Origin of the sequence: Nocardioides sp. 503 (assembly GCF_004522095.1) — a bacterium.
GTDB lineage: Bacteria > Actinomycetota > Actinomycetes > Propionibacteriales > Nocardioidaceae > Nocardioides.
In genome coordinates this window covers 107,461-129,237 of the sequence record NZ_SPUI01000009.1, presented here as the reverse complement: position 1 = coordinate 129,237, position 21,777 = coordinate 107,461, and the positions used below count along the sequence as shown (strand labels likewise).

The 21,777-nt window shown below is 72.0% G+C and carries 25 protein-coding genes; 9 read left to right on the top strand and 16 right to left on the bottom strand.

All coding sequences use genetic code 11. The features are described 5' to 3' along the window. Nucleotides 1-9 precede the first annotated feature (9 nt). Nucleotides 10-1,248, top strand: a complete 1,239-nt coding sequence (locus tag E4622_RS20665) for a hypothetical protein (protein ID WP_134742112.1) — start codon at nt 10-12, stop codon at nt 1,246-1,248. Beyond that, nucleotides 1,245-2,447 (top strand): AI-2E family transporter, encoded by a 1,203-nt coding sequence (locus E4622_RS20660; protein WP_134742111.1) that lies wholly within the window; start codon nt 1,245-1,247, stop codon nt 2,445-2,447. The genes E4622_RS20665 and E4622_RS20660 overlap by 4 nt, the downstream gene beginning before the upstream one ends. A 3-nt stretch (nt 2,448-2,450) precedes the next feature. On the opposite strand, the gene E4622_RS20655 is transcribed toward E4622_RS20660, so the two are convergent. Further along, entirely contained in the window at nt 2,451-3,434 is a 984-nt protein-coding gene (locus E4622_RS20655; RefSeq protein WP_134742110.1) for a DMT family transporter, read from the bottom strand. A gap of 38 nt (nt 3,435-3,472) precedes the next feature. On the opposite strand from E4622_RS20655, the gene E4622_RS20650 reads away from it, so the two are divergent. Then, entirely contained in the window at nt 3,473-4,015 is a 543-nt protein-coding gene (locus E4622_RS20650; protein ID WP_134742109.1) for a CGNR zinc finger domain-containing protein, read from the top strand. A 16-nt stretch (nt 4,016-4,031) separates the two neighbouring features. Here E4622_RS20650 and E4622_RS20645 read toward each other — a convergent pair whose 3' ends face one another. From E4622_RS20645 to E4622_RS20635, 3 genes are read right to left on the bottom strand one after another with little or no spacing between them, the layout of a single operon-like run. Further along, nucleotides 4,032-4,808, bottom strand: coding sequence for an alpha/beta fold hydrolase (locus E4622_RS20645; RefSeq protein WP_134742108.1), 777 nt, complete (start codon nt 4,806-4,808; stop codon nt 4,032-4,034). Further along, complete coding sequence (locus E4622_RS20640; protein ID WP_134742107.1) at nt 4,799-5,566, bottom strand: endo alpha-1,4 polygalactosaminidase; 768 nt, start codon at nt 5,564-5,566, stop codon at nt 4,799-4,801. Before E4622_RS20640 ends, E4622_RS20645 begins: the two co-directional genes overlap by 10 nt. Nucleotides 5,567-5,575: 9 nt before the next feature. Then, nucleotides 5,576-6,208, bottom strand: a complete 633-nt coding sequence (locus tag E4622_RS20635; RefSeq protein ID WP_134742106.1) for a GNAT family N-acetyltransferase — start codon at nt 6,206-6,208, stop codon at nt 5,576-5,578. 25 nt (nt 6,209-6,233) lie between these two features. On the opposite strand from E4622_RS20635, the gene E4622_RS20630 reads away from it, so the two are divergent. Next, nucleotides 6,234-6,722, top strand: coding sequence for an SRPBCC family protein (locus tag E4622_RS20630; protein ID WP_245156129.1), 489 nt, complete (start codon nt 6,234-6,236; stop codon nt 6,720-6,722). 1 nt (nt 6,723) lies between these two features. Further along, nucleotides 6,724-7,662 (top strand): hypothetical protein, encoded by a 939-nt coding sequence (locus E4622_RS20625; protein ID WP_134742104.1) that lies wholly within the window; start codon nt 6,724-6,726, stop codon nt 7,660-7,662. Here the strand turns inward: E4622_RS20625 and E4622_RS20620 are convergent. Beyond that, nucleotides 7,659-9,461, bottom strand: coding sequence for a 3-hydroxybutyryl-CoA dehydrogenase (locus E4622_RS20620; protein ID WP_245156128.1), 1,803 nt, complete (start codon nt 9,459-9,461; stop codon nt 7,659-7,661). The two genes, E4622_RS20625 and E4622_RS20620, sit on opposite strands and share 4 nt — an antisense overlap. 57 nt (nt 9,462-9,518) lie before the next feature. Continuing rightward, entirely contained in the window at nt 9,519-10,061 is a 543-nt protein-coding gene (locus E4622_RS20615) for a GNAT family N-acetyltransferase (protein ID WP_167736178.1), read from the bottom strand. Between the two features lie 25 nt (nt 10,062-10,086). Here E4622_RS20615 and nucS point away from each other — a divergent pair, with 25 nt between their 5' ends. Both nucS and E4622_RS20605 read left to right on the top strand, forming a co-directional pair. Beyond that, nucleotides 10,087-10,773: an endonuclease NucS gene (gene nucS / locus E4622_RS20610; RefSeq protein WP_134742101.1), complete on the top strand. Its 687-nt coding sequence runs from the start codon at nt 10,087-10,089 to the stop codon at nt 10,771-10,773. After that, nucleotides 10,773-11,333, top strand: coding sequence for a DUF952 domain-containing protein (locus tag E4622_RS20605; protein ID WP_134742100.1), 561 nt, complete (start codon nt 10,773-10,775; stop codon nt 11,331-11,333). The genes nucS and E4622_RS20605 overlap by 1 nt, the downstream gene beginning before the upstream one ends. Before the next feature lie 79 nt (nt 11,334-11,412). Here E4622_RS20605 and E4622_RS20600 read toward each other — a convergent pair whose 3' ends face one another. The 5 genes from E4622_RS20600 to E4622_RS20580 form a co-directional block, all read right to left on the bottom strand. After that, the gene (locus E4622_RS20600; RefSeq protein WP_134742099.1) at nt 11,413-12,324 is read right to left on the bottom strand and encodes an FAD-dependent oxidoreductase; all 912 of its coding nucleotides are present in this window, start codon (nt 12,322-12,324) and stop codon (nt 11,413-11,415) included. 45 nt (nt 12,325-12,369) lie between these two features. Beyond that, nucleotides 12,370-12,894 carry a ferritin gene (locus E4622_RS20595; protein ID WP_134742098.1) on the bottom strand — a complete coding sequence of 175 codons (525 nt, stop codon included), beginning with the start codon at nt 12,892-12,894 and terminating at the stop codon, nt 12,370-12,372. A 37-nt stretch (nt 12,895-12,931) separates the two neighbouring features. Next, on the bottom strand, nt 12,932-13,138 hold the full coding sequence (locus E4622_RS20590; protein ID WP_134742097.1) for a hypothetical protein: 207 nt from the start codon (nt 13,136-13,138) through the stop codon (nt 12,932-12,934). Between the two features lie 80 nt (nt 13,139-13,218). Continuing rightward, nucleotides 13,219-15,216 (bottom strand): protein meaA, encoded by a 1,998-nt coding sequence (locus E4622_RS20585; protein WP_134742096.1) that lies wholly within the window; start codon nt 15,214-15,216, stop codon nt 13,219-13,221. Between the two features lie 88 nt (nt 15,217-15,304). After that, nucleotides 15,305-15,610, bottom strand: coding sequence for an STAS domain-containing protein (locus E4622_RS20580; protein WP_134742095.1), 306 nt, complete (start codon nt 15,608-15,610; stop codon nt 15,305-15,307). Between the two features lie 152 nt (nt 15,611-15,762). Between E4622_RS20580 and E4622_RS20575 the strand changes: the two genes are divergently transcribed. Continuing rightward, complete coding sequence (locus E4622_RS20575) at nt 15,763-16,353, top strand: cob(I)yrinic acid a,c-diamide adenosyltransferase (RefSeq protein ID WP_134742094.1); 591 nt, start codon at nt 15,763-15,765, stop codon at nt 16,351-16,353. After that, on the top strand, nt 16,350-17,297 hold the full coding sequence (locus E4622_RS20570) for a hypothetical protein (RefSeq protein ID WP_134742093.1): 948 nt from the start codon (nt 16,350-16,352) through the stop codon (nt 17,295-17,297). The genes E4622_RS20575 and E4622_RS20570 overlap by 4 nt, the downstream gene beginning before the upstream one ends. On the opposite strand, the gene E4622_RS20565 is transcribed toward E4622_RS20570, so the two are convergent. From E4622_RS20565 to E4622_RS20545, 5 genes are all read right to left on the bottom strand, one after another. Further along, nucleotides 17,269-18,444, bottom strand: coding sequence for an MFS transporter (locus tag E4622_RS20565; RefSeq protein ID WP_134742092.1), 1,176 nt, complete (start codon nt 18,442-18,444; stop codon nt 17,269-17,271). The two genes, E4622_RS20570 and E4622_RS20565, sit on opposite strands and share 29 nt — an antisense overlap. After that, nucleotides 18,441-18,881: a DUF2550 domain-containing protein gene (locus tag E4622_RS20560; protein ID WP_134742091.1), complete on the bottom strand. Its 441-nt coding sequence runs from the start codon at nt 18,879-18,881 to the stop codon at nt 18,441-18,443. Before E4622_RS20560 ends, E4622_RS20565 begins: the two co-directional genes overlap by 4 nt. Nucleotides 18,882-18,985: 104 nt before the next feature. Then, a complete protein-coding gene (locus tag E4622_RS20555; RefSeq protein ID WP_134742090.1) occupies nt 18,986-19,381 on the bottom strand; it encodes a F0F1 ATP synthase subunit epsilon in 396 nt (131 codons plus the stop codon). Beyond that, on the bottom strand, nt 19,381-20,838 hold the full coding sequence (atpD, locus tag E4622_RS20550) for a F0F1 ATP synthase subunit beta (RefSeq protein ID WP_134742089.1): 1,458 nt from the start codon (nt 20,836-20,838) through the stop codon (nt 19,381-19,383). The genes E4622_RS20555 and atpD overlap by 1 nt, the downstream gene beginning before the upstream one ends. Nucleotides 20,839-20,856: 18 nt before the next feature. Beyond that, complete coding sequence (locus E4622_RS20545) at nt 20,857-21,777, bottom strand: F0F1 ATP synthase subunit gamma (protein ID WP_134742088.1); 921 nt, start codon at nt 21,775-21,777, stop codon at nt 20,857-20,859.

The following is a 21,777-nucleotide window of genomic DNA, read 5'->3' as shown; positions in this document are numbered from 1 at the left end:
ACTCCCCCCATGAGCGACCAGGGCCTGTCCATCTTCGACCGCGAGCCCGACGGCACCGGCTCCGACGCCGACGCCGAGGCGACCCAGGTCATCCCCGTCACCCCGGACCAGCGAGGCGACAAGGCGGGCTCCGACCGCACCACCGCCCAGCAGCGACCGGTCCTGCCCCCGCCGCCGCAGTCCGAGCGCACCCAGGCCGCGCGGCCCCCCGCGGCCGCGCCGCAGCGACCTGCCGCCCCCATGCCCCCGCCGCCCTCCGGTGACCTGCCCGTCGTACGTCGTGGCGGTTACGACCGGGCGGCCGTCGACGCCCGCGTGACCCAGCTGGCGCGCGACAAGGCCGGGCTGAGCGCCAGCCTGACCCAGTCCGAGCAGCGGCTGGTCGAGCTCGAGTCCGAGCTCCAGGACGCCCGCCACCAGCTCTCGGAGGTCCAGTCCCCCTCCTACGCCGGGCTCGGAGGTCGCGCCAGCGCGATGCTGCGCCTCGCCGAGGAGGAGGCCAACGAGATCCGGACCACCGCCGAGCGCGAGGCCACCGAGATCCGCGAGCAGGCCGCCCGCGACGGCAAGGCGATCCGCGCCGAGGCCACCCGCGAGGCCCAGGACATGCGCACCGTCCAGCTCCAGGAGCTGGAGCAGACCCGCGTGCGGGTCCTCGCCGACGCCGAGCAGGAGCGGACCATGGCCAAGGCCGAGGCCGAGGACCTGCTCGCGTCCGCGCGCCGCGAGGCCGACCAGGTCCGCCTCGCCGCCCAGCAGGAGACCAGCGAGATGCGCACCTCCGCGACGCGCGAGGTCGAGCAGGCCCGCGCCGCCGCCGACCGCGAGGTGCAGGAGGCCCGCCGCACCCTGGCCGTCGAGAAGGAGCGCCTCGCCCGCGAGGCGACCGACCACCACAACAGCGCCACGGCCGAGACCAAGCGCCTCGTCGATGAGGCCGAGCAGCGCGCGGCCGCCGCCGAGAAGCGCGCCAGTGAGGCCAGCAAGCAGGCCGCCGAGGGTCGCGCCGCCGCCCAGGGCGAGGCCGAGGCCCTCCTGGCCCGCGCCCGCCGCGAGGCCGAGCAGATCGTCGCGACCGCCCGCAGCCAGGCCGAGTCGGTGGAGTCCACGGGCACCGCCGAGATCGAGCGCGAGATCGCCGCGCGCCGCGCGGAGCTCGACCGCCTCACCAAGCGTCGCGACGCCATCACGGCCCAGCTCGCCTCGCTGCGTGACGTCGTCGCCGGGTTCGGCGAGGACGAGAGTTGAGCAACGAGCACGCAGCTGCCGCGGAGGACGCCGCCGAGCGGGAGGACGCGGCCGAACGGGCCGACGAGTCCGCCGACCAGGCGGAGGCGACGGCGGAGGCGATCCCGGAGCCGGTCCACGACGGCGAGCTCGCCGAGCACGACCGTCACTACGGCGTGCAGGGCCCGCCGTTCGAGCACCGCTCGCCGTTCTACGTCGGCTTCTTCGGGGCGCTGGGCGCGCTGCTGGCCTACTTCCTGTGGTCGGCGATGCTGGGCATCGGCTCGACCCTGCTCCTGATCGTCGTCTCGCTCTTCCTCGCCGCGGGCCTCAACCCCTCGGTCGAGGCGCTCCAGCGGCGCGGCCTGCGGCGCAGCTGGGCCGTCACCGCCGTCATCACCGCGTTCCTCGCCGCCGTCGCCCTCTTCGTCATCGCGATCGTCCCGGTCATCACCGACCAGGTCACCGCGATCTCCCAGAACGCCCCCGAGTGGCTGGAGCGGCTGCAGGAGAACAAGCAGGTCCAGAAGCTCGACGACGAGTACGACATCATCTCCAAGGCACAGGACTACGTCGCCAACGGCGACTTCGTCAGCGGGCTCTTCGGCGGCGTCCTCGGCGTCGGCCTCAAGATCCTGGGCGCCCTGTTCAACGCCTTCATCATCCTCGTGCTGACGCTGTACTTCCTCAGCTCGCTGGACAAGACCAAGCAGGCGTTCTACCGCCTGGCCCCGGCCTCGCGACGCACCCGCGTCAGCTTGCTCGGTGACCAGATCGTCCGCAACGTCGGCGGCTACGTCTCGGGCGCGTTCATCGTCGCGCTCTGCGCCGGCGTCTCCACGCTGGTGTTCCTCTTCGCCGTCGGCCTGGGCGAGTACGCCGTCGCGCTGGCGTTCGTCGTGGCGCTGCTCGACGTGATCCCGATGATCGGGGCCACCATCGGCGCCGTCATCGTGACCGCGATCGCGTTCGCCACGGACGTCAAGACGGGCATCTTCTGCGCCATCTTCTTCCTGATCTACCAGCAGGTCGAGAACTACATCGTCTACCCGCGGGTGATGTCGAAGTCCGTCGACCTGCCGGGTGCCGTCATCGTGATCGCGGCGCTGGTGGGCGCCGGTCTGCTCGGCGTCGTCGGCGCCCTGCTGGCCATCCCGACGGCCGCCGCCATCCTGCTCATCATGCGCGAGGTGGTCGTGCGCCGACAGGACGCTCGCTGAGCGCTACTCCTCGTCGCTGACGAGCACGGGCTGGGCCACCACCTCGCGCTCGCCGAGCTTGACCCCGACCACGCCCAGGAGGATGAGCACGCCGCCGACCAGCTGCAGCGCCTGGGGCAGCTCGTCGAGGAGGAGCCAGGCCCACAGCACGCCCGCGACGACCTCGGCGAGGGCGACGAACGAGGCCAGGCGCGAGCCGAGCCGGCGGATCGCGAAGATGCCGGAGACGTAGGCGACCGCGGCGGTGACCAGGCCGAGCAGGAGCAGCGGCACCCACCACGCGAACGACTCCCCCGCCATCGTGACGTCCTGGGTGGACGCGGCCATGGGCAGCAGCCGCACCAGCCCGAGCAGCGCCAGTGAGACGCCGCCGACGATGAGGCCGCCCGCGGCCAGCGCCAGCGCCGGCAGCCCGTTGTCCTCGTCGGCCGAGATCAGGAAGTAGGCCGCGCACCCGATCATCGCCCCGAGCGCCCACAGGACGCCCGGCACGCTGAGGTCGGCGCCGGAGAGCAGGTCCAGGACGAGCACGAGGCCGAGTGCGGCGAGGCCGGCTCCGGCGAGGGTGAGGCGGCCCGGGCGCTCGCCCTTGCGTATCCACAGCCAGACCACGACGGCCGCCGGCGCGGTGTACTCGATGAGCAGCGCCGGGCCCACCTGCATGTGGCCCACCGCGGAGAAGTAGCAGAACTGCGCGCCGGCCACGGCCAGCAGGCCGTAGGTGAGCACCAGGGCGAGGTTGGGGCGCAGGGCGCTCCAGCGCCCCCGCATGGCGTAGGCGCCGAAGGGGGCGACGACCACGGCCGCCAGGGCGATCCGCACCAGCACCACCGACCCGGGGGTCCAGCCGGTGTCGAGCAGCCCCCGCGCCAGGGCGCCCGACAGCCCGAACGTCACTGCGGAGAGGAGGGCCAGCGCCAGGCCGCTCACCGTGCGCGATGCCCGCATGGTGGTGGAGGCGTCGTCGTCACGAGTCAAAGTCGTCATGGGTCATGACACTAGGCGGGATGCAGTAACCTGTCAACGTGGTTTTCGCTCATGACACCGAACTGTCCCTCCAGGCGGCCGCGACGCTGGTCAACACCGAGGACGACGACGAGGACACGCTGTCGACGATCGCCGACCTCGACGCCTTCTTCCGCGACTACGCCTACACCGGTCGCCGCGACCGTGACCGCGCCGAGCTGGACGCCGTGCGGGCCCTGCGGCCGCGCCTGCGCGAGCTGCTGACGGCCGAGCGCGACGACGCCGTCGCCCTGGTCAACCAGATGCTGCGCGACGGCCAGGCGCTCCCCCAGCTCGTGCGCCACGACCCCTTCGACTGGCACCTGCACGCCGTCGTCGACGACGCCCCCCTGGCCACGCGCATCATCGTGGAGACCGCCATGGCGATGATCGACGTCATCCGCACCGACGAGATGTCGCGCCTGGCGCTGTGCGCCGACGACGACTGCAACGGCGTCGTGCTGGACCTCTCGCGCAACCGCTCGCGGCGCTTCTGCTCCACCTCGTGCGGCAACCGCAACGCGGTGGCCGCCTACCGCGCCCGGCAGGCGGCGGGCGGCTGACCCGAGCCGCCCGAGGTCAGCTGGCGAGGAAGCGCCGGAGCACCTCGGTGAAGACCGCGGGCTGCTCGGAGTGCACCCAGTGGCCGGCGTTCTTCACCGTCACCTTGCGGTTCTGCGGGAACCACCGGTCCATCGCCGCGTCGTAGTCGTCGGTGACGTACGACGAGGTCTGGCCGGCGACCCACATCACGGGCCCGGCGTAGGGCTCGAGACCCTCGAGCCGGTCGGCCGGCCAGCCGGCCAGCGTCGCGAGATCCCGACCGAGCACGGCCAGGTTGGGCTGCCACGACCAGGAGTCGCCCTCGCGGCGCAGGTTCTGCAGGAGGAAGCTGCGCACGGTGCGGTCGGGCACCGCCGCCGCCAGCGCCTCGTCGGCCTCGCTGCGCCGAGTGAGCCGGTCGAGGTCCAGCCCCAGCATGGCCTCGATGAAGTCACTGAACTCCGTGAGCCCGTGGTAGTCGACCGGCGAGATGTCCACGACGCACAGGCGCTCGACCAGCTCGGGGTGGCGCAGCGCGAGCACCATGGCCGTCTTGCCGCCCATCGAGTGGCCCACGAGCGCGACCGGGTCCTCGGCGGAGAACAGGGCGGCCACCTCGTCGGCCATGTCCACGTAGTCGACGCGGTGGTGCCAGTCGGACCGGCCGTGGTTGGGCATGTCGACGAGCAGCACGCGGTGGTCCTCGGCCAGCGTCTTGGCGATCGAGGTCCAGTTCTTCCCCTGCCCGAAGAGCCCGTGGCAGAACGCCACCAGGGGGCCCGACTCCCCCAGGGTCACGGTGTTCAGCACCATGCGTGCACGCCGTTGCGGCTCAGGGCGCGGTCGCGCAGCACGATGGCCACGTCGTCGCCGTGACGACGGCAGGCCCGCCGGAAGTCGGCCCGGCGGTACTCGATCATCAGCACCTGGTCGCCGTAGTGGTCGACGTAGTCGCCGCACTCGGCGTAGCGGCCGCACTCCTCCGAGACCGCGAAGTCGAAGCCGACGGCCGTGCCGTCGTAGTCGGCGAGGTTCTTCTGCCCGGCCGCCAGTCCCTCCGCGTGCGCCCGGCGCACCAGCAGCCGGGCGAAGGCCACGGCGTGGCGCCGCTTCAGGAGCCGGTGACTGCGGCTGAACGAGTCCAGGTTGTCGTACTCCACCGCGTCGAAGCCGTCGGCCGCGCAGCCGGCGGTCCAGCGTCCGACGATCCGCGCGATCGCCTTCCGCTTCCGCGCCGTGCGCAGGTCGAGCAGCCACTCGCCCCACGCCTCGTCGACGACCGCACGGCCGCCGCGCTTCAGCACCAGGGACCAGTGCCGGCGCCAGAAGCGCTTGGCGTCCGGCTGGGTCTGGAAGCCGTTGACGTAGCAGACGTTGTAGCGCCCCGCGGCCGGCTTCTCGGTGCGGTCGCGCACGATGATCCCGACGTGCGCCGGGAGCTGCTTCGGCCCGCCGAGCTGGTAGTCGACGTCCGTGCCGGTCGGGAGCCGCTCGACGTCGGCGGAGGACGGAGCGGCGGGTCCGGCGAGGAGACCGACGAGCAGGAGCAGCAGCAGAGCGGTACGGCGCATGGTGCGAGCCTAGGGCGTGCCCTCACCGCACCAGGTGGTCATGCCCGCCGCGACGTCCCAGCCGAGGCGTGCGTAGAGGGCCTGGCCCTCGGGTGACGCGGCCAGCAGCCCGGTGCGTGCCCCGTTCGCCAGCGCCCAGCCCTCCAGTGCCTGCATGACCCGGCTCGCGTGCCCGCGGCGTCGGTGGCCGGGCGTCGTCCCGATGCGGTCGAAGATCGCGTGCTCGCCCAGCACCGCCACCCAGCCGCTGGCCGCGACGTCCCCGTCGGCGCGGACCACGGCTTGCAGGCGGTGCCCGTGCGGCTCCAGGTCGACGCCGCTCGGAGCGACCCGGTCCCCCACGAGCCGGCGGGTCATGAGCACCTCGTCGTCGAGCTGCCTCCGCATGCCCTTCGGCGCCGGGTGCTCGCCGGGATCGAGCGAGAAGGCGGTCACCCAGACGTCGGGCGCCAGCGCCGCCCTCGCCGCCGTGGCCTCGAGCAGCTCGGGCGTCGGCTCGGTCAGGACCAGCTCCATCCGGCGTCCGCCGTCCTCGACCTCCACCTCGAAGACGTCGCCGTAGCGGGCGTAGGCGACCTGGCGCGAGCGGGCGAAGCCCTCCACCCACCGGTCGACGAGGTGGGCGAGGTCGGGCGTCGTCATGGGGCGATGCTGGCATGATCGCGGCGTGACCGACACCCGACTGGAGGCCGAGCGCCTCGTGGCCGCCCCCGCGGCCGACATCTTCGCCCTGCTCTGCGACCCGCAGGGCCACGTCGCGATCGACTCCTCCGGGATGCTCCAGGACGCCGAGGGCGACCCGGTGCGGGCCGCCGGCGACAGCTTCGTCGTGCACATGGACCGCGAGGCGCTCAACGACTACCCCGAGATGGGGCGCTACGACGTCACCGTCACGATCCGCGACTTCGAGCCCGACCGGCTCATCTCGTGGACGGTGCTGGGCCGGATCCGCCCGCAGATCGGCCACGTCTACGGCTACCGCCTCGAGCCGGACGAGGAGTCCGGCGGCACCCGGGTGACGTCGTTCTACGACTGGTCCACCATCGCGCCGGAGTGGCGCAACTCGGGCATCTTCCCCGTGCTCACCGAGAACGCCCTGCGCGGCACGCTCGGCATCCTGGACCGCACCGTGCGGCGCGGCTACCCACAAGGCTGACGTGCACGTCGACCTCGAGGCCGCGACGTCCCTGCGCTTCGAGGACGGGGCGCCGGTGCGCGCGGCCTCGGCCGTCGCCCGCCTCGGCGACGGCCTGCTCGTCGCGCAGGACGACGCCACCGTCGGCTGCTGGCTGCGTCCGGGCGCGGGCACGCGTGCGGGCACTCCGGTCCGGCTGCTGCCGCCGGTGGCCGGCCACGACACCTTCTCCCCCGCCGAGGGCACCAAGCACCTGAAGCCCGACCTGGAGGCGGCCGTCCAGGTCGAGCTCGACGGCGAGGCCGCGGTGCTGCTGTTGGGCTCCGGGTCCACCCCGGCCCGCACGCAGGCGGTGCTCGTCGGGCTGCGCCAGGGCACGCCCTGGACGCTCGCGCGCGACCTCACCCCCCTCTACGACCGGGTGAGCGTGCTCCTCGGGCTGGCACCCGGCCAGCTGAACCTCGAGGGCGCCTGCGTCCTGGACGGCACGCTGCGGTGGTTCCACCGCGGCCTGCCCGCCGCCGGGCTCCCCAGCAGCAGCGTCGACCTGGACCTGGCCCGGCTGGTGGCCACGGTCGCCGGCCGCGCCAGGACCGCCGGCCCCGCCGACCTGCACCCGACCGCCGTACGACGCTATGAGCTGGGCGCCGTCGGAGGTGTGGGGCTGGCCGTCACCGACGCCGTCGCACTGCCCGACGGCACCGTGCTGGTGAGCGCGGCGGCCGAGGACAGCCCCGACGCCTACGACGACGGGCCGGTCGTCGGATCGGCGCTCGCCGTCGTGGACGACCACGAGGTGCGCGCGGTGACGCCGCTGCCTCTCCTCGCTGGGCGCGTCGCCAAGGTCGAGGGCCTGACACTGGACCGCTGGGACCCCACGGGCGGCCGCGTGGTCGCCGTCGTCGACGAGGACGACCCGGCGGCCGCCTCGCCGATGCTGACGCTGCGGGTCGGCCTCTAGCGCTGGCTGTAGTCGCGGAAGCCGCGCTTGGTCTTGCGGCCGAGGTAGCCGGCGGTGACCAGGTGCTCGAGCAGCGGGGCCGGCGCGAAGCCCGGCTCGCGGAACTCCAGGTAGAGCTCGCGCTGGATGGCCAGCGAGACGTCGTTGCCCACCACGTCGAGCAGCTCGAAGGGGCCCATCGGCAGCGCACAGCCCTGCTTCATCGCCAGGTCGATGTCGTCGGCGGTGGCGTAGTGCGCCTCGAGCATCTTGACCGCGTCGTTGAGGTAGGGGAACAGCAGGGCGTTGACGATGAAGCCGGCCCGGTCGCCGCAGGACACCGCCACCTTGCCGACCTTCGCGCACAGGGCGCGGGTGGTCTCGGTGACGTCCTCGGACGTGGCGACCGTGGAGACGACCTCCACCAGCTTCATCACCGTCGCGGGGTTGAAGAAGTGCATCCCGACGACGTCCTGCGGGCGGCTGGTCACCTTGGCCATCGCGATGATGGGCAGGCTCGAGGTGGTCGTGGCGAGGATGGCGCCCTGCTTGCAGATCTCGTCGAGGTTCTCGAAGAGCGTGGTCTTGATGGCGAGGTCCTCGGCGATCGCCTCGACGACGAGGTCGACCGAGGCGAGGTCGTCGAGGCTGGTGGACCCGCTGACGCGTCCGAGCACCTCGGCCTTGGCCTCCTCGGTGGCCTTGCCGCGCTGGATCTGCTTGTCGAAGCTCTTGGTGATCGTCGCGGTGACGCCGGCGACCTTGTCGGCGCTGCGACCGACGTAGCGCACGTCGTAGCCGGCCTTGGCGAAGACCTCCACGATCCCGCTGGCCATCGTGCCGGTGCCGACGACGCCGACCTGCCGGATCTCGTGGCGCAGCTGCGGCTGCTCGTCGGCGGACGGCGTCTTGTCGTCGTCGACGACCACCGGGCTGTCGGGGCCCTCGTAGGTGTAGAAGCCGCGCCCGGTCTTGCGGCCCAGCAGTCCGGCCATGACCATCTGCTTGAGGACCGGGGTCGGCGCGTGCAGGCGGTCGCGGCCCTGGCGGTACATCGTCTCGAGGATCTCGTAGGCGGTGTCGAGGCCGATCAGGTCGAGCAGCGCCAGCGGCCCCATCGGGTAGCCGCAGCCGAAGCGCATGGCGGCGTCGATGTCCTCGCGCGAGGCGTAGCGGCCCTCGAACATCGACGCGGCGTGGTTGAGGTAGCCGAACAGCAGCGTGTTGGCGATGAAGCCCGCCTTGTCGCCGCAGACCACGGGGCTCTTGCCCAGCTGCGCAACCAGGCCCTGGACGTCGTCGAGAACCGCCGGCTCCGTCACGACGGTCCGCACGATCTCGACGAGGTTCTGCACCGGCGCGGGGTTGAAGAAGTGGACGCCGACGACGCGGCCCGGCGAGGAGTTGGCGGTGGAGATCTCGGTGACCGAGAGCGAGGAGGTGTTGGTGGCCAGGATGGCCTCGCCGGAGACGATCGAGTCGAGCTCGGTGAAGATCGCCTTCTTGGTCGCCAGCGACTCCACGACCGCCTCGATGACGAAGTCGGCGTCGGCGAGGTCGGCCAGCGAGGTCGTGAACGTGATCCGCCCCAGGAGCTCGGCCTGCTCGGCCTCGGAGAGCTTCTCGCGCCTGACGGCGCGGTCGGTCGAGTTGGCCAGGTGCTGGCGGCCGCGCTCGAGGCCCTCGTCACTCTGCTCGACGCCCACGACGGTGAAGCCGTGGCGGGCGAAGACCTCGGCGATCCCGGCGCCCATCGTGCCGAGTCCGACGACGCCGATCGTCGTGAACGTGCGGGCGGAGGTCTCAGGCGTGCTCGTCATGGCGCGCATCATCGCACGGTCCACAGGCCCCGGGCTGTGGGGTAACTCACCAGTAACTTACGGCCTCGCGGGTCGCTGGAGACGGGTCGACATCACCACGCGCGGGCCGTGCCGGTCCAGCCCGAGGGCGATCTCGTGCTCGCGCTGGCGGGTCTCGAAGGGCTCGGGTCGGCTCTCCTCCACGAACCCCAGGCGGGCGTAGAAGGGGCCGTTGAAGGAGAGGTCGCGGTACGTCGTCAGCGACATCCGCTCGTAGCCGGCGTGCCACGCCTCGCGCATGGCCTCCCGGACCAGCGCCGACCCGAGGCCCTGGCGCATCCGCTCCGGGTGGACCGACAGCTGCGCGAGGTGCGCCGAGCCGTCGACGTACGTGACGTGGGCGAAGCCGGTCGGCTCCCCCACCTCCCCGGTCACCAGCAGGAAGCCCGGCTCGCCCACCCGGTCGCGGCCGTCGGGCGCCGGCGAGGACAGTGCGTCGCCGCTCAGGTCGCCGAACGCCGTCTCGAACAGCGTCACGCCGGCGTCCTCGATCGCACGCAGGTGGAGCAGGTCGGCGGCGCGGGCGTGCCGGACGGTCACGGCACCCTGGTGGTCGGTCACGGGGACCACTGTAGATTCGTCGCCCGTGAGACTCGTCGTAGCGCGCTGCCAGGTCGACTACGCCGGACGCCTGACGGCGCACCTGCCGATGGCGACGCGGGTGCTGATGATCAAGGCGGACGGCTCGGTCCTCGTCCACTCCGACGGCGGCTCCTACAAGCCGCTCAACTGGATGTCGCCGCCGTGCACCCTGCGCGAGGGCACCACCGAGGACGGTCAGGTGGAGTGGACGGTCACCAACCCCAAGACCGACGACACGCTGCGCATCCTGCTCGCCGAGGTCGTCAGCGACTCCTCCCACGACCTCGGCATCGACCCGGGTCTGCAGAAGGACGGCGTGGAGAAGCACCTCCAGGCGCTCCTGGCCGACCACCCCGGGACGCTCTCGGAGGGTCTGACGCTGGTCCGCCGCGAGTACCCCACGCCCATCGGCCCCGTCGACCTGATGTGCCGCGACGCCCTCGGCGTCAGCGTGGCCGTCGAGATCAAGCGCCGCGGCGACATCGACGGCGTCGAGCAGCTCACCCGCTACCTCGAGCTCCTCAACCGCGACCCACTGCTCACCGGCAACGGCCCGGTCCGCGGGATCTTCGCCGCCCAGGAGATCAAGCCCCAGGCCCGCGTCCTCGCCACCGACCGCGGCATCGCCTGCGCCGTCGTCGACTACGACGCCCTCCGCGGGCTCGACGACCCGAGCCACCGGCTCTTCTGATGCGGATCTTCCACCTCGCCACGGTCGCGGAGTGGGACGCCGCCCGCGCCTCCGGCGCCTACACCACCTCGACGATCGGCCGCACGCTCGCCGAGGAGGGCTTCATCCACGCCAGCCGCGCCGACCAGTGGCAGGGCGTGCGCGAGCGCTACTACGCCGACGTCACCGAGCCGCTCGTGCTACTGGTCATCGACACCGACCGCCTCACCTCGCCCGTGATCGAGGAGCGCGTCGGCGAGGGCCCCGAGACCTTCCCCCACATCTACGGGCCGATCAACCCCGACGCCGTCGTCCAGGCGCTGCCGGTCGGCGACCAGGGCGCGTCCGTGCCCGACGGCTCGACGTTCACCCAGGTCTTCCTCGGCGAGGTGGTCCACCGGGTGGTGCTCGCCCTCGTCGCGATGGCCACCGCGGTGCTGGGCGCCGTCATCGGCGCGGCCGTCGTCCCCGACCCGGGCGCGGCCGTCGGCCTGCTCGTGGGCTTCGCGGTCGGCGTGCTCCTCGCGGTGCTCGTGCACCGGCGTCGTGGGCGTCGCTCGCGTGGGGCCAGATCAGTCTGACCCCTCACGCCACGCCGGCCCCACTGCCCGCCCGAAACTCACGCTTCCCGTACGAAGTTTCATGCCGGAAGCGTGAGTTTCACCGGGTACCCGGTGAATCTCCCGCGGAGTCGACCAGCGCGACGACCTCGTCGGCACAACCCCAGCTGAGGGTGACGCCGGCGCCGCCGTGGCCGTAGCAGTGGACGACGCGGCCGTCGCGCTCGACGCGGACGGCGGAGCGGGCGGGGCGCAGGCCGACGCGGTGCCGCAGCACCCGGGCGTCGGCGAGCTCGGGCACCAGCACCGCCGCGCGCTGGAGGATCGCCTCGGCCACCTCGGGTGACGGGGTGCGGCTCCACTCCCCCTCCTCGTAGGTGCCACCCACCACGATCTCGTCGGCCCGCGGTACGACGTACAGCGGCTCCGGGCCGGCGTCGAGCCACCAGCGCTCGAGGCCGTGCTGCTCGACGTGGACGACCTGGCCGCGCGCCGGGGTGACCGAGAGGTCGGCGGCGAGCAGGCGGGAGCCGATGCCGGAGCAGTTGACGACCAGGTCCCCGCCTTCGGGCAGGGCGCTCAGGTTGAGCCTCGTGACGGTGCCGCCGAGCTCCTCCACGCGACCCGAGAGCCAGCGCAGGTAGGTGGGCGTCTCGGCGACCGGCGCCACGAACGACCAGCCGTCCGCCACCCGCCTCAGCGACGGCACGGCGTCGGCCCACCACGGATGTGGGGCGTCCGGTGCGACGACCTCGGTCCCCTCCAGCATCCGTACGCCGGTCGCCTCACGGGCGGCCAGGGACTCGAAGACCTCATACGAGCGCGCCGCCCACGCCGCGACCCGGGGGTCGGCGGGCGTGCCGTAGGGGTACCAGAGTGCCGCCGCCACGGCCGACGTCGTCTCCAGCGGCAGGTCGCGGGCGACCACGTCGACGCGGTGCCCGGCCTCGAGCAGGCGGACCGCGCAGGTCAGCCCGACCACCCCGGCGCCCACGACGATCACTCGGCTCATCCGCCGAGTGTGCACCACGGGTCGCGCCCCGGGGAGGGCGTCGGGTCAGGCGCCGGCGATCCGCGGCGCCGTCGGGTCGACCTCGCCGCTCTTCTGCTCGCGGGCGACGTACTCCTCGATGTCCTCGATGTCGTTCTGGTTGCGGGTCACGACCGCCAGCAGGTCGCTCATGGTGGCGACCTCCTCGACCTGCTCCTTGATGAACCACTGCATGAACTGCTCGGAGGCGTAGTCGTGCTCCTCGCGGGCGATCCGCAGCAGGCCGTTGATCTGCTCGGTGACCCGCTTCTCCTGTGACAGGGCGAGCGCCACGGGCGCGATGACGTCGGCGAAGGAGGAGACCGGGGCCTCGACGCCGGGGATGACCGCGTCCACGTCGGTGTCGAGGAGGTACTGGACCATCATCATCGCGTGGTCGCGCTCCTCGAGCGCCTGGGCGTAGAAGAACGCCGCCATCTGCGGCATGGTCTTGTCGTCGTAGTAGACGGCGCAGGCGAGGTACTGGTTGTGCGCGGCGAGCTCGTTGCCGATCTGGACGTTGAGCTGCTCGGCGAAGCGGGCTGCGGGCATGGGGATCCTCGGCTTTCGTCGGCGGACCGCCAGTGTGTCAGGCGGCCTTCGCGAGCTTCTTCTTGGTGACCTTCTTGCCGTCCACCGTGACGAGCTTGCGCTTCTTCACCGTGTAGCCCGCGGGCAGCGTGCCCTCCTTGAGCATCCGCAGCGGGCACCGCCCGCACTTGGACTTGGAGACGCAGCACTCGGTCTTCGGGAGCTTGCTCACCGAGGACTTCGCGGACGCCTTCTTCTTGGGCACGTAGGGGAGCCTAACAGAGGCAAGCCTTGCCTAGCAGTGACCCCGCCCACGCTCCCCGAGTCCCCGAGGCTCGCGCCCGGTCAGTCGAGGTCGTGCGCGCGCCGGATGACGTCGACGATGCCGCCCATGATCTCGGTGAGCCCGAAGTCCTTGGGCGTGAACACCGCGGCGACGCCCAACGACAGCAGGCGGCGCCCGTCGGAGTCGGGGATGATCCCGCCGACGATGACCGGCACGTCGCCCAGGCCGGCCGCCCTCAGGCCGTCGAGCACGTCCGGCACCAGCTCCATGTGGGAGCCGGAGAGGATGGAGAGGCCGACGCAGTGCACGTCCTCGGCCACGGCCGCGGAGACGATCTGCTCGGGAGTCAGGCGGATCCCCTGGTAGATCACCTCGAAGCCGGCGTCGCGTGCCCGCACCGCGACCTGCTCGGCGCCGTTGGAGTGCCCGTCGAGCCCGGGCTTGCCCACCAGCAGCCGCAGGCGGCCGCCGAGCTCGTCCCCGGTCGCCCGCACCCGCTCCCGTACGGCGGACAGCTCGGCGCCCGCGTCGGCCGCCCCGACCGCGCCACTGACCCCCGTGGGCGCGCGGAACTCGCCGAACACCTCGCGCAGCGTGCCGGCCCACTCCCCCGTGGTCGCGCCCGCGCGGGCGGCGACCAGCGTGGCGGCCATCAGGTTGTCGGTCGTCTTGGCCGCTGCCGCGAGGGCGGCCAGCGCGTCGGCGACCTCGGTCTCGTCGCGCTGGGCCTTCCACTCCTCGACCGACGCCAGCGCCGACTGCTCGGCCTGCGGGTCGGCGGTCATGATCGCGGCGTCGAGGTCGGCGGTCAGCGGGGAGGGCTCGGTGGTCTCGTAGACGTTGACGCCGACGACCTTCTCCTCGCCGCTCTCGATGCGGCCGCGGCGCGCGGCGTGCGCGGAGACCAGGGCCTGCTTCATGTAGCCGGACTCGACCGCGGCGATCGCGCCACCCATCGCCTGCACCCGGTCGATCTCGGCGCGGGCGCCGTCGACCAGCTCGGCGACCTTGGCCTCGATGACGTGCGAGCCGTCGAAGATGTCCTCGTACTCCAGCAGGTCGGACTCGAAGGCCAGGACCTGCTGGAGCCGCAGCGACCACTGCTGGTCCCAGGGGCGGGGCAGGCCCAGCGCCTCGTTCCACGCGGGCAGCTGCACGGCGCGGGCACGGGCGCTCTTCGAGAGCGTCACGCCGAGCATCTCCAGCACGATCCGCTGGACGTTGTTCTCCGGCTGCGCCTCGGTGAGCCCCAGCGAGTTGACCTGCACGCCGTAGCGGAACCGGCGCATCTTGGGGTCCTGCACGCCGTAGCGCTCGCGGGTGATCTCGTCCCAGAGCTCTACGAAGGCGCGCATCTTGCACGTCTCCTCGACGAATCGGACGCCGGCGTTGACGAAGAAGGAGATCCGACCGACCACCTTCTCGAAGTCGTCCTCCTCGACCTGTCCCGCCGCCTTGACCTGGTCGAGCACCGCGATCGCGGTGCACAGCGCGTAGGCCAGCTCCTGCGTCGGCGTCGCGCCGGCCTCCTGCAGGTGGTAGCTGCAGATGTTGATCGGGTTCCACTTCGGGATCTGGTGGACGGTGTAGGCGATCACGTCGCCGATCAGGCGCAGCGAGTGCTCGGGCGGGAAGACGTAGGTGCCCCGCGAGAGGTACTCCTTGATGATGTCGTTCTGCGTGGTCCCCGCGAGCTGGGCGGCGACCTCCTCGGGCGACAGGTCGGGGTTCTGCTCCTCGGCGGCCACCTGGTAGAGCGCGAGCAGCCACATGGCGGTGGCGTTGATGGTCATCGACGTGTTCATCGAGGTCAGCGGGATGTCGTCGAAGAGCTTGCGCATCTCGCCCAGGTGCGGGACGGGGACGCCCACCTTGCCGACCTCGCCGCGCGCGAGGGGCGAGTCGGGGTCGTAGCCGGTCTGGGTGGGCAGGTCGAAGGCGACGGACAGGCCGGTCTGGCCCTTCGCGAGGTTGCCGCGGTAGAGCGCGTTGGATGCCGTGGCGGTCGAGTGCCCGGCGTAGGTGCGCATCACCCAGGGGCGATCCTTCTCGGTCATGGGTCCGAGAGTAGGACGAGACCTACCACTTGGTAACCGGCGCGACGTGTGGCTTATCCGACACGCCGTGCCCCCGGACGGCGCGCCGTCAGGCGCTGGCGACCTCGCGCTCGAGCTCCACCACGCGGATCAGCCGGGAGATGTGGAGCATCCGGCGCACGGCGGGTCCGCAGCCTCGCAGCGTGAGGTGGTGCCCGTCGCGGACGGCGAGGCGGGTGGCGAACGCGAGCACCTTCAGCGCGGTGTGGTCGACCGTGGTCACGCCGCTGAGGTCGACCACGACGTCGTCGTAGGTGTGCAGGTGGTCGTGCAGCGCGTTGCGGACCTCCCAGGTGCTGCGCACGTCGAAGTCGCCGCTCAGCACCAGCGTGGGCCCATCGAACGCGATGTCCATGCCTGCCTCGTCCCTTGCGAAGGTAGAAGAACCTAGTCACTCACTATGACGCGCACCACTCCCCTGAGGTTGCACCCGCAGGGGAGGAATTTTCCGGACCTGCGCCCGGGCGCGCCGCGAGCGGCTCGGAGGCCCCCACTAGGGTCGGCCGCATGGTCAACCTCACGAGGATCTACACGCGCACCGGCGACGGCGGCGAGACCCGGCTCGGCGACATGAGCCTCACGTCCAAGAACGACCCCCGCCTGCACGCCTACGCCGACGTCGACGAGGCCAACGCGACCCTCGGCCTGGCGCTCTCCGTGGGGACCCTCGACACCGACGTCGTGGCGGTGCTGACCCACGTCCAGAACGACCTCTTCGACGTCGGCGCCGACTTCTGCACGCCGGTCGTGGCCGACCCGGAGTACCCGCCGCTGCGCATCGAGCAGGACTACGTCGACCGGCTCGAGGCCTGGTGCGACCACTACAACGAGCCGCTGCCGGCCCTGCGCTCGTTCATCCTCAACGGCGGGACCCCCGGCGGCGCTCACCTCCACGTCGCGCGCACCGTCGTACGGCGTGCGGAGCGGTCGGCGTGGGCCGCGTTCGAGCAGCACGGCGACACGATGAACAAGCTCGCGATCACCTACCTCAACCGGCTCTCGGACCTGCTCTTCATCCTGGCCCGCCACGCCAACCGGGAGCAGGGCGACGTGCTGTGGGTTCCCGGCGGCGAGCGCGGGGCATCCTCACCTGCATGAGACCAGCCCTCCCGGCCGCCCTGGCGCTCCTGCTCACGCTCACCGCGTGCGCACAGGAGCCCGACACGGCGGCCGCGGAGCGTGACCTGGCCGCGGTCGACGGCGTCGTCGACGCCGACGTCCGGTGGGTCGAGGGCAGCTTCAAGGTCCCCGCCAGCGCGGCACTCGCGGTGGCGGTGGGCGAGGACCTCACCACGGCGTCGGTGGACCGTCTGGTCCCGGGACTGCTCGACGCCGTCGCGGACCTCGGCTGGGACGGGGACGTGACCCTCGCCGTCCAGGTCAGCGACGAGGCCGACGGCTCGCCGTTCGTGCCGCGACCTCCGGGGAAGGGACAGGTGCCGCAGCCGACCGACGTGACCGTCTACAGCGCCTCGGTCGGCAGCCTCGAGGACCGGGACCTCGCCGCCGACCTGTCACTCCTGGTGGAGGCCCGTGACGTGCTCGGAGGGCAGGCGCAGCTGCGGGCCGAGGGCGGCGGGACCTCGACCCTCACCGCCGAGCTCGAGACCGACGCCGTCGGGTCGGTCGGACTGGTCGAGGAGGCGAGCGCACGGCGCACCCTCACGGTCGACGACCTGACCTGGCGGGTCAGCGGCCGGGGCCTCCTGCTCGAGGTCGAGTCGGCGCTCACCCCGGCCGACGGTCTCCTCTGGGCCGCGGTGGTCGACGGGACCTCGGACCTCGGCGGCCTCGAGCGGGAGCGGTTGGTGCTCAGCGTGGACGCCGAGCAGGGACTCACGGTCGTGAGCGTCGAGCTCCGCGCCGAGGGTCCGGTCGCCGAGGCCACGGGTGCGGTGTCGCGCCGTGCGCAGGAGCTCCAGGAGCGCTGGGCGGGCGGCGCCGGCGTCGACGAGGTGCGCGTCGAGGTGACCGGGACCGACGGCTCGCGGTCCCGCACCTTCTTCGAGGGCGCTACCGAGGGCTGGGAGCCGGGCGCCTGACCGGTGTCCCCACGGCGAGGACCGCCACGGCCGCGGGTGCCATGAGGACCGTCACCGCGAGCAAGGCGTCCAGGGTGCCGACCGCGTCGCCGAGGGCGCCGAGCAGTGGCGGTCCCGTGAGGAACGCCGCGTAGCCGACGGTGGCGACGACGCTCACGCGCGCCGCCGAGCGGACCGGGTCATCGGCCGCGGCGCTCATGCCCACGGGGAAGCCCAGGGACGCTCCCGTGCCCCACACCAGGATGCCGAGGACGGCGAGGACCGGCCCGCCGAGCACGGTCAGCAGGGTGCCGGCGGCCACGCCGGCGGCCGAGGCCCACAGCACCGACCGGCGCCCGAAGCGGTCGAGCGCCACGGGACCGAGCAGCCGGCCACCCGTCATCGCCGTGACGAACAGGGCGTAGCCGCCCACGCCGACCCAGTGCTGGGCGTCGTAGCCGTCGATGATCGCCAGCGAGAGCCAGTCGTTGGCGGAGCCCTCGGCCACCGCGAAGGTCAGGACCATCAGCCCGATCGCGAGCGTGCGGGGCTCGGTCCAGGCCGAGCGTGGCCGGCCGGCCGGGTGCTCCTCCTCCACGCGCACGGGCAGGAAGTCGCGCACCGCGACCAGGGCGGCGACCAGTGCCAGCACGGAGATCACGCCGAGGTGCGCGGGCACCGGGGCGTCCCAGGCCGCCATCGCCACCCCGACCCCGGCCCCGCCGATGTTGCCGAAGGACCACCCGGCGTGGAAGCGCGGCATGATCGTGCGACCCAGCAGGCGCTCGACCTCCGCGCCCTCGACGTTCATCGCGACGTCCCAGACCCCGCTGCCGACCCCGAAGAGGAACAGCCCGACCGCGGCCGCCGCCACCGAGCCGGCCGTGAACGCGCCCACGGCGGTGGTCACCAGGCCGACGGCGCCGAGGACCGCGCCGAGACGCACCACGCTGGCAGCGCTGCTCCAGGCGATCAGCCGGCCGCTCGCGGGCAGCGACAGGACCGAGCCGGCCGCGATCGCCAGCAGGAGCAAGCCGAGCGCGCCGTTGTCGAGGTCGAGGCGCTCCCGCAGGGAGGGGATCCGCGAGATCAGGGTCGCCATCATCACGCCGTTGAGCGCGAAGGCCAGGGCGACCGCCCGCTTCGAGGCGGGCAGGGAGGCCGTCACCGCGACCAGTCGGTGCCGGGCGGACGCGCCTCCAGCCACGACTGGAAGCCGGTGAGCGAGGCCTGGCTCAGCGCCAGCTCGATCTCGCCGGCCGCCGTCTGGCAGTGGATGACGACGTGGTCGGGGTAGAGCGAGACCTGCTCGGCGCCCTGCTGCTCGCGGCGACCGTCGTAGTAGAGGTCCTCACGCGCCCAGGTGCGCTTGGGACGGGGTGCGAGCGAGAACAGCCGGAACCACTGCAGGTCCTGGCCGGAGTAGCGACCGACCCCGAGCACCCAGCCGCGCCCCGCCTTCTGGGGCCGCACGCGGTGGCTGAGCTCGAACGTGCCGCCGTGTCGGGAGAGCAGCCGGCGGCGTACGACGAGCGCGAGGCCGTAGCCCAGGACGAGGAGCAGGAGGACACCGGCGATGTCGATCAGCCACTGCCACCACGCCATCCGGTCCCATCCTCCCTCGGTCCGTGAAGCCTATCGGGAGCACGAACGGCGGCCCTCATCGAGGGCCGCCGTTCGTGGTGTGGGTCAGGGTGGATCGGTGCAGGTCAGGCGTGCTCCGCCGCGCGGATGCGTGCCTCGGCCCGGCGGATGCGGGACTCGGCGTCGTCGCCGTCGGAGGCCCGGGCCTCCTCCAGCTCGCTCTGCGCGGCCGAGACGTCGATGTCGGTCGCGAGGATGGCCCGCTCGGACAGGATCGAGACCCGGTTGTTGGCGACCGAGAGGAACCCGCCGTCGACCGCGGCGACGACGACGTCACCCTCCTCGGCCGAGATCTCCACGACCGCGTCCGTGAGCAGCGAGAGCAGGGGCGCGTGGTCGCGGAGCACGCCCACGTCGCCCTCGACGGTGCGGGCGATGACCATCGTGGCCTGGCCGGACCACACGGTCCGGTCGGCCGCGACCAGCTCGACCTGCAGCGCGTCCCCTTCGGAGGCCGCCATCAGAGGTTCTTCTGGATCTCGGCCCACTTCGCCTCGACGTCGTCCAGACCGCCGCACATGAAGAAGGCCTGCTCGGCCACGTGGTCGTACTCGCCGTCGGCGATCTTGTTGAACGCCTCGATGGTGTCCTTGACGGGCACCGTGGAGCCCTCGATGCCGGTGAACTGCTTGGCGACGTAGGTGTTCTGCGACAGGAACCGCTGGATGCGGCGGGCGCGGGACACGATGATCTTGTCCTCCTCGGACAGCTCGTCGACACCGAGGATCGCGATGATGTCCTGGAGCTCCTTGTTGCGCTGCAGGATCTGCTTGATCCGGATGGCGCAGTCGTAGTGCTCCTGCCCGATGTACTGGGCGTCGAGGATGCGCGACGTCGAGGTCAGCGGGTCCACGGCGGGGTAGATGCCGAGCGACGCGATCTCGCGCGAGAGTTCCGTCGTGGCGTCCAGGTGGGCGAACGTCGTGGCCGGCGCGGGGTCGGTGTAGTCGTCCGCGGGCACGTAGATCGCCTGCAGCGAGGTGATCGAGTTGCCTCGCGTCGAGGTGATCCGCTCCTGCAGCTGACCCATCTCGTCGGCCAGGTTGGGCTGGTAGCCCACGGCGGAGGGCATGCGACCCAGCAGGGTCGAGACCTCGGAGCCGGCCTGGGTGAACCGGAAGATGTTGTCGATGAAGAGCAGCACGTCCTGGTTCTGCACGTCGCGGAAGTACTCCGCCATCGTCAGCGCCGACAGGGCGACCCGGAGGCGCGTGCCCGGCGGCTCGTCCATCTGGCCGAACACCAGGGCGGTCTGGCCGATGACGCCGGCCTCGGTCATCTCCTCGATGAGGTCGTTGCCCTCACGGGTGCGCTCGCCGACACCGGCGAACACCGACACACCACCGTGGTCCTTCGCGACACGGGCGATCATCTCCTGGATGAGCACCGTCTTGCCGACGCCGGCACCGCCGAACAGGCCGATCTTGCCGCCGTTGACGTAGGGCGTCAGCAGGTCGATGACCTTGATGCCGGTCTCGAACATCGTGGTCTTGGCCTCGAGCTGGTCGAAGGCCGGGGCCTTGCGGTGGATGCCCCACCGCTCCTTGACCTCGTACTCCTCGCCCTCCTCGAGGTTGAGGACGTCGCCGGTCGCGTTGAACACGTGACCCTTGGTGATGTCACCCACGGGGACCGTGATCGGCCCGCCGGTGTCGGTCACCGTGGCGCCGCGCACGAGGCCGTCGGTCGACTGCATCGAGATGGCACGGACCATGCCGTCGCCGATGTGCAGCGCGACCTCGAGGATCAGCGTCTTGGTCTCGCCGTTGAGGTCGAGGTCGACCTCCAGCTTGTTGTACATCTCGGGCATCGCGTCCGCGGGGAACTCGACGTCCACGACGGGGCCGGTCACGCGGGCGACGCGGCCGGTGCTCGTGGCACCCGAGCCGGTCTGGGTCTCTTCAACAGTGGCAGTCATGTCTCTTCACTCACTCTGCTAGTCGTTGCCGGAGTTGGCGTCGGCCAGCGCGTTGACGCCGCCCACGATCTCGCTGATTTCCTGGGTGATGCCGGCCTGGCGGGCCTGGTTGGCGATGCGGGTGTACTTCTTGATGAGCTCGTCGGCGTTGTCCGTGGCGGACTTCATCGCCTTCTGACGGGCGGCCAGCTCTGAGGCGGCCGCTTGCAGCAGGGCGAAGAAGATCCGGCTCTGGACGTACTGCGGCAGCAGCCCGTCGAGGACCTCGGCCGGCGACGGCTCGAACTCGTAGAGCGGGAGCAGGTCGGCCTGCGACTGCTCCACGCCCTCCTCGGCGTCGACGACCTCGAGGGGCAGCAGCCGCACCGCGGTGGGCTCCTGGACCAGCATCGAGCGGAACCGCGTGTAGACCACGTGGACCTCGTCGACGTCGCCGTCCTCGCCCTGCTCCTTGAGGAACGCCTCGATCAGCACGCGGCCGATGTCGGCGGCCGTGTCGTAGGACGGCTGGTCTGAGGCGCCGGTCCAGGCCTGGACGATCGGGCGCTGGCGGAACTTGAAGTACGCCTCACCCTTGCGTCCGGCGATGAACCAGTCGATCTCCTTGCCCTCGTCGCGCAGCTTCTCGGCGAGACGCTCGGCCTCCTTGAGCACGCTCGAGGAGTAGGCGCCGGCCAGACCACGGTCGCTGGTGACGATGAGGACGGCGGCCCGCTTGGGGTCCTCCTCCTCCCGCGTCAGCGGGTGGTCGACGTTCGAGAACGTCGCGACGGCCGACACCGCACGCGTCAGCTCGCGGGCGTACGGCGCTGCCGCCTGTGCCCGTTGCTGCGCCTTGATGATGCGGGACGCAGCGATGAGCTCCATGGCGCGCGTGATCTTCTTCATCGACTCCGTCGACTTGATCCGCGCGCGGTACTCACGCAGCGAGAGGGCCAT